Raw genomic sequence first — 4,140 nt, 5'->3', positions numbered from 1 at the left:
CCGTCGGTGGCGAGCGCTGCCTCCGCGGCGAGCGCGACGTTGTTGAGGTAACAGAACCCGTCGGCGCAGTCGGGCTGGGCGTGGTGGCCGCTGGGGCGACACAGCGCGTACGGGAGCGCCTCCCGACCGTCGTCCTTCGCCCCGTCGAGCGCCTGCCCGGCGGCGGCGATGGCCGCCCCGGCCGCGACGCGGGCGGCGTCGTACGTGTGCTCGTTCGCCCCGGTCGTCGTGTTCTCGATGCGGCCGCCGCCGTCGGCGCAAAACTCGACGAGCCAGTCGAGGTACTCGGGATCGTGAACGCGTTCGAGCGCTGTCCGGCTCGCCGGCTCCGGCGAGACGGTCTCGGAGACGTCGCCGAAGGCGTGATCGAGCATCGCCCGGACGTTCTGGACGCGTTCGCGACGGTCCGGATGGACCTCCGGAGCCGCGACGATGGGCGTAAAGGGGAACTTGAAAGCCCCGTTCGGTGGTTCGTGGTCGAGCATTCGGTCGTTCCAGTACACGGTGATATCGGTCGGCATGGCGTGTTGGTGGTGACGTTTTCGCGCGATTCCTTCGCTGTACCGATTCCTCCGTTACATAACTCCTATCAGTACATTGGTACCAAGTATCATACTATGGGAGACTGAGTACACGATATGGACTGCGCTGAGGTCGTCCGGCAGAGTCAGCGCGCGTCGACGCGACGGACGTTCCAGCGACGGGTCAACAGACAGGCAGCGGCGCTTCGCGAGCGGCTGAACGCCGGCGAGTTCACGGGCGGATTCCGACTCGGACTCGAACTCGAGGGCTACGCCGTGGACGGCCGAGACCGACTCGCGGCCGCTCCCGACTCGTCGATGTCGTCGGTCTGTGAACGCGAGCTGGGGAGGCACAACGCCGAGGTGAACACGCCGGTGTCGACGTTCGATCCGGAGGGCGTGACGCGACAGGCGGACGACCTTACCGACCGCGTCGCGGCTGTCCGGGAAGCGTTCGCCGCCCACGATCGGCGGTTCATCACGGACGGTATCTGGACTATCGGCCCGCCCGAGGGGGCAGTGTCGTACCTATCCGCCACCGAATTAAAAGGCGAACTCGACGTTCCGACCAACCTCTCGCCGGAGGATCGGTACTACGCGCTGAACGCGGATATCACCGTGCACGGGCCGGTTACGTTGGAGCTTCCCGGCTGTCGGCGAACGTTTCCCACGATCCTCGTCGAGTCGTTGGCCGCCTCGCTACAAGTCCACCTCCAGCCCCCGACCGAGGAGTTCGCCCAGTACTTCAACGCGGCGTTGCGAACCGTCGGCCCGCTCGTGGCACTGGCGGCGAACGCCCCCTTTCTCCCGCCCGAACTGTACACCGACGCCGACCCGGAGACGGTGTTGACCGCCGGGGTCGAACTCCGACTCCCCGTGTTCGAGTCGATGAACGTCCGCGACCCGGGCAAGGTCCGGTTACCGCGCGATATCGACTCCCCGGCGGACGCCGTGGAGTGTATCGTCGACGACAGAACGTGTGCGCCGTACCTCCGCGAATGGCTTCCGGCGGAACCATCCGAGGGGTTCGAAGCCGAGTACTGCGAGTTTATTCACAAGCAGGGAACCTGCTGGCGCTGGGTCCGCCCCGTGTTCGGACCCGAGGGACCGCGGTTGGAGTACCGACCGCTCGCCGCGCAACCGAGCGTGGCCGACGTCATCGGGTTCCAAGCGGTCGTTGCCGGCCTTCTCCACGGCGTCGTCACCACCGACCACCCCCTGCTCGAACTGCCGTGGCGGGCCGCCCGCGAGTCGCTGTACGCGGCGAGCCGGGACGGGTTCGCGGCGCCGCTCGCGTGGGTGACCCGCAACGGCGGTCGAACCGACGACCCGGCGGTCCTCTATCCGGACCTGTTCGCGCTGGCTCGAGCGGGGCTGCGCGATCGGGGATTGACGGACGCCCGTATCGACGAGCTCTTCGCCCCGATCGAGCGCCGCTGGACGACCCGCACGACGCCGGCGACGTGGAAGCGGGAGCGTGTCAGAGCTCGGCTCGACGGCGGGGAGGATCTCGACGCCGCCATCACCGGGATGCAACGGCAGTACATCCGGCGGGCCGAGACGGGGGAGCCGTTCGTCCGCTGGCTCGAGTGAACGGCGGGTGACGTGCTTCCGTGGCGATTTCGGTCGAAGAGCGCATTCGCCACCGTTCTGTCCGTCCGACGCCGCATCGCTCCTCCGTGTCAGCACGTCGCGCCTCTCGGTGACCCACGGGTGGGTCCTCCTCCCTTCGAGCGTCTCCCGGCCACCGAACACCTCTCACCACGCCGGTGGCATCCGGATGTCCTCCTCGTGGAATCGTTCTTTCACGTGAGAGAGATACGCAGATCGAATCCGAACGAAATCCCGTCTGCTGGGATCGCGAATCCAGATCCGGGCCTGGAGTTGCACGCGCGAGTTGTTGACTTCCATGATCCGAGCGGTCGGCTCCGGCCGGTCGAGTATTTCCTCGAGCGCTTCTGCCTCTTCGCGGAGAATCGCCGTCGCCACGTCGGCGTCGTCCTCGTAACCGATCCAGAACTCGGCGGTGATCCGGAGCCGCTTCTCCTCGACGGAGTTGGTCACGGCCGAAGTGGCAAGTTCCGAGTTCGGAACGCTCACGATCTCGTTATCGAACGTCCGTACTCGGGTGGTACGAAACGTGATGTCATCGATCACACCGGTGGTCTCGTTCCATTCGATCCAATCGCCTATTTTGAACCTCGGATCAGCGATGATAAACACGCCACTGACGAGGTTATTGACGACATCGCGCGCCGCGAATCCGACCGCGAGCGTAACGGCGGCGAGGAACGGTCCGGTGATATTGATACTCTCATCGAAACCGGAAAGCGTGAGTGCAGCGTACAGGCCGACGAGAACCACTCCGACGTGGACGACCTGTTCTATCGTCCGGCGTAACGTTATCTCGACACCGCCCGCGTCTAGGAGGACGGTCAGGAGCGGCTCGAAGACGAATCGTCCCGCTAAGTAGATTGCACTGACCACCACGACGAACGTGAGTAGGTGAACGCCCGTGGCTCCGAGTAACGGGAATTGAGTATCCGCTAGTTGGACCCCACCGATGATAACGGATAGCATACTGGCAGTACGGCAAACAGCGCCTTGAGTTCACTGCTGACGATCCTCGCGCGCTAGCGCGGGGAGGATAACGAGCGCTGCTCGGTCGACTCCGCTACTCGGCTGGTTCCACCGGCAGCGTTCTCCGGCGGTCCCGGAGAGGGAGGGCTACTCCTCGGTGAGCAACCGACGGAGCACCAGGTGAAGGATTCCGCCGTTTTCGACGTATCGAACGGCTGCCGGCGTCCCGACCTGTGCCGTGACCTGAAATTCGACGGTCGAGTCGTCGGCGCGTTCCGCGACGACGGTGAGCTCGTCGTTCACCTCCAGGCCGTCGTCGAGCCCGTGAATCGCGACTCGTTCCGAGCCGTCGAGGCCGAGCGACTCCCAGGAGTCGCCCTCGTCGAACTGGAGCGGCAAGACGCCCATCCCGACGAGGTTGTCGCGGAAGATGCGCTCGTAGCTCTCTGCGATCGTCGCACGGACGCCAAGCAGATCCGTTCCCTTCGCCGCCCAGTCGCGGCTCGATCCGGTTCCGAGCTCCTCGCCCGCGAACACGACCTGCGGCGTGTCGTCCTCGCGGTAGCGACGGCTGGCCTCGAAGACCGTCGTCTGTTCGTCGGTCGGGTGATGGATCGTGTAGCCCCCCTCGACGTCGTCGAGCATCTGGTTCTCGATGCGGACGTTCGCGAACGTCCCCCGCATCATCACCTCGTGGTTCCCGCGGCGGGCGCCGTACGTGTTGAACTCGTTCGGTTCGACGCCGTGGTCGGCGAGCCACCCGCCGGCCGGCTGCTCGCGGCTGAACGGTCCGGCCGGGCTGATGTGATCGGTCGTGACCGTATCACCGAGCAGCATCAGCGTGCGGGCGTCGTCGATATCGGCGACGCCGGGCTCCTCCAGGGGAAAGTCCCTGAAAAACGGCGGTTCTCGGATGTACGTCGAGGAGTCGTCCCACTCGTAGACGTCACCGGTCGGCGCGTCGAGCGCGTCCCAGCGCTCGTCGCCCTCGAACACTTCGGCGTACTTCTCTCTGAACATCGAGGAATCGACGCTGTCG

Annotated in this window: 2 protein-coding genes and 2 pseudogenes; 1 reads left to right on the top strand and 3 read right to left on the bottom strand. The window is 65.6% G+C overall.

Translation table 11 applies throughout. The features are described 5' to 3' along the window. Positions 1-521, bottom strand: a pseudogene (locus tag R6U01_RS13315) (class II histone deacetylase); the annotation flags it as partial. A gap of 117 nt (positions 522-638) precedes the next feature. Here R6U01_RS13315 and R6U01_RS13310 point away from each other — a divergent pair. Further along, complete coding sequence (locus R6U01_RS13310; RefSeq protein WP_410286944.1) at positions 639-2,114, top strand: hypothetical protein; 1,476 nt, start codon at positions 639-641, stop codon at positions 2,112-2,114. 165 nt (positions 2,115-2,279) lie between these two features. Here the strand turns inward: R6U01_RS13310 and R6U01_RS13305 are convergent, their stop codons facing one another. Both R6U01_RS13305 and R6U01_RS13300 read right to left on the bottom strand, forming a co-directional pair. Continuing rightward, complete coding sequence (locus tag R6U01_RS13305; protein WP_410286943.1) at positions 2,280-3,101, bottom strand: mechanosensitive ion channel family protein; 822 nt, start codon at positions 3,099-3,101, stop codon at positions 2,280-2,282. 147 nt (positions 3,102-3,248) lie between these two features. Next, positions 3,249-4,140: pseudogene (locus R6U01_RS13300) on the bottom strand (aconitate hydratase); the annotation flags it as partial.

Origin of the sequence: Halorubrum sp. (assembly GCF_046498025.1) — an archaeon.
Taxonomy (GTDB): domain Archaea; phylum Halobacteriota; class Halobacteria; order Halobacteriales; family Haloferacaceae; genus Halorubrum.
The sequence above is the reverse complement of the archived record's forward strand: the minus strand, read 5'-3'. Positions and strand labels throughout refer to the sequence as shown.